The 2,735-nt window shown below is 41.5% G+C and carries 4 protein-coding genes and 1 pseudogene; all 5 read left to right on the top strand.

Annotation, left to right across the window (positions count from 1 at the left end; genetic code table 11):
* Positions 1–170 precede the first annotated feature (170 nt).
* Positions 171–590, top strand: coding sequence for an antiterminator Q family protein (locus tag AAC854_RS22015; protein WP_340618963.1), 420 nt, complete (start codon positions 171–173; stop codon positions 588–590).
* Positions 591–1,013: 423 nt separating this feature from the next.
* Positions 1,014–1,484 carry a hypothetical protein gene (locus AAC854_RS22020; RefSeq protein WP_340618964.1) on the top strand — a complete coding sequence of 157 codons (471 nt, stop codon included), beginning with the start codon at positions 1,014–1,016 and terminating at the stop codon, positions 1,482–1,484.
* A gap of 67 nt (positions 1,485–1,551) precedes the next feature.
* The gene (locus AAC854_RS22025) at positions 1,552–2,127 is read left to right on the top strand and encodes an MT-A70 family methyltransferase (RefSeq protein ID WP_340618965.1); all 576 of its coding nucleotides are present in this window, start codon (positions 1,552–1,554) and stop codon (positions 2,125–2,127) included.
* Positions 2,128–2,174: 47 nt separating this feature from the next.
* Entirely contained in the window at positions 2,175–2,411 is a 237-nt protein-coding gene (locus AAC854_RS22030; protein WP_340618966.1) for a hypothetical protein, read from the top strand.
* 60 nt (positions 2,412–2,471) lie between these two features.
* A pseudogene (locus AAC854_RS22035) lies at positions 2,472–2,735 on the top strand (site-specific DNA-methyltransferase); the annotation flags it as partial.

Here is a 2,735-nt window from a genome sequence, read left to right on the forward strand (position 1 = left end):
GTATTATATCTATGACCGGGAAGACTATCTTGAAAAGAAACTCGCCACTATCCAGCCGGTGAGTCGTCAGGAGGCAATAGAGGTCTGCAAGTGGGTACTGGAGGAAGAACGGTTCCATGATGGTGAGCTGACCAACAGCATTATCCTCAATCTGGTGGGGGAGTGTGTAAATGCGTGATATTCAATTAGTACTGGAACGCTGGGGCGCATGGGTGGCTGATAATAGTGACGGGGTTTATTGGTCTTCTGTTGCCGCGGGCTTCAAGGGACTGATCCCCAACAAAGTGAAATCCCGCCCTCAATGCTGCGAGGATGACGCAATGGTTATCTCTAGTTGCATGGCAAAACTGAACCAGAAAGACAGTGATAACCATGATTTACTATTCGACTATTACGTGTTCGGGAAAACATTCATGCAGTTGGCGCGTGATCGTCACTGTTCTGATGGGCACATTGGCAAGAAGCTACAAAAGGCAGAAGGGGTAATTGAAGGGATGTTAATGATGCTGGATGTTCCATTAGAGATGGATAAATACGTCCAATTGGAACCAGTGGATATTAATGAGCACCCTTTATGCAGTAATTTTTGAAAATGGCTTTACGTACGTAAAAATGGTGCTATTGTGATAAGAGTGATAGCAATGTCACACAGCTTATCGAATTTTCAGACCTCGCACTCGCGGGGTTTTTTCGTATCTACCAGCCGCAACTCGATCGGGGTCGGTCAACATCTATATCGTAGTTAAATCAGCGTGTTAGGTGTGGTTTTGACCATTCCGAGCAACACCTCGATCAGTATAGAGTAAGTCCCATGAAAGATGAGTTCGATGGTTTTATCCAACTCCTGCAAAATATGCAGTAGTTCAAAATCCCGCAAGTCCGGGATGTTTAGAGGAATATTCTAATGCTTTATTTTCTTTCACTTTTATTCTTTCGAAGCGCGAGTTTAGTCAAATTAATGTAATCATGCAGGTGGCAAAATGAACATTTTTAACTGTAACGAAGGAAGGTTTATGACTGTCACCTACAAAACAATACGCGAAAGAAAGATAACTGTTGATGAAATACGCAAAGATAACATTAACCGAATTTACAGAGAAGCCGCCGATTTGGTTGAAGCATACAAACGTTCACTAGAGCTTGATAATGAAACATGGATAGATGTACAAGGTGCTACAAGACCTTATGTTATGGCTGGCATTATGTCTGAATACGCTTTCGAACAGAAAGCACCAACAAGCATAAAGCTAACCCCTGATTATCACCTTCATTTTGTTATCGCAACAGTCATTGATGATTCACCTAGGGGCGGTGATATGGCGCTGGTTGATGTGGAGCTTTTTATTGACGGTAATCAGATGACTGCCTGTGTGGGACAGCCGACTAAAATAGTTTATATATTTGATGGTGATAAAGCAGAAGTCTGTGACATTATTAAAGATAATGTATTAATGATAATTAATAACATGATTTCACGTAAATAGAATCATTAGTCTGTCTTAATTGATATGGGCTGCGCATGGCGTGGCCTTTTTGTTTTCTGGAGGTTATGTGAAATACAATTTGATTTATGCAGACCCTCCTTGGGAATACCGCGATAAGTGTAAATCTGGCAATAGAGGGGCTGGATTTAAGTATCCACTAATGTCGATTCAGGATATATGTCGTCTACCCGTTTGGGATTTGGCTGATCCCAATTCCTGCCTATTAGCTATGTGGTGGGTGCCATCAATGCCAAATGAAGCTCTTGAGGTAGTCAAATCATGGGGATTTCGTTTTATGACTATGAAAGGTTTTACATGGCATAAGGTTAATAAACATCGTGGTAATAGCGCTATTGGGATGGGACATATGACTAGAGCCAATAGTGAAGACTGTTTGTTCGCTGTAAAGGGGAAATTACCCACACGGTTAGATGCCTCAATATGCCAACACATAACAGCACCAAGAATGGAACACAGCGCAAAGCCCCCAATTATCAGAGATAAGCTCGTTCAGTTGTTAGGTGATATACCAAGAATAGAGTTATTTGCTCGTGAAAAGGTTACTGGTTGGGACTGCTGGGGGAACGACTGCGATAGTTCTGTGAAGATCAGAAATGCGACAATTATCAGCGAAGCAGCTTGATTAAAATGTTAATAATTACTCTCCTATTGCTTAAATGGAGATTATCTATGGAAACATGCTCAGGTTGTGGTTATTCATTGAAAGACTCTCAGGTAGTAGAGTCTACAGATATTCTTTATAAGTCTTGCCCAAAATGTTCTTCGACGGCTGGGCATCATATCTATTACAAATATGAAGATTTTGGCATGAGAACAATGGAAGATGGTCGTTATATTGTGCAGTCATGGTGCCCATCGTGTCGATCAAGTGAGATGCCAGTTATTCCTCCTGAGTTCACATGTTAACAAAAATTAATTAATACAAGGTCGCTCCGGCGGCCTTTTTTATTACAGGGTATTCCACTGATGACCATTGAAGAACGCTACAGCTTTACATGGCAGGGTAAGGCCCGTGCGCGTCAAATTGCGCAAACGCCATCAACAGGTACGCTACGCCCTTGTAAAGAAGAAAGTGTGAACTGGGATACCACAGAGAACCTGTTTATTGAAGGCGATAATCTTGAAGTTTTAAAGTTGCTGCAAAAGTCGTATCACAAGAAAGTGAAGATGATTTATATCGACCCGCCCTATAACACAGGCAAGGATTTTATCTATAAAGACAGATTCAAT

The organism is Xenorhabdus entomophaga, assembly GCF_037996725.1.
GTDB lineage: Bacteria > Pseudomonadota > Gammaproteobacteria > Enterobacterales > Enterobacteriaceae > Xenorhabdus > Xenorhabdus khoisanae.

What these genes read in the sequence shown, in the direction of transcription:
- AAC854_RS22015 (WP_340618963.1), top strand. Translation starts at nt 171, where the DNA reads ATGCGTGATATTCAATTAGTACTGGAACGCTGGGGCGCATGGGTGGCT.
- AAC854_RS22020 (WP_340618964.1), top strand. Translation starts at nt 1,014, where the DNA reads ATGACTGTCACCTACAAAACAATACGCGAAAGAAAGATAACTGTTGAT.
- AAC854_RS22030 (WP_340618966.1), top strand. Translation starts at nt 2,175, where the DNA reads ATGGAAACATGCTCAGGTTGTGGTTATTCATTGAAAGACTCTCAGGTA.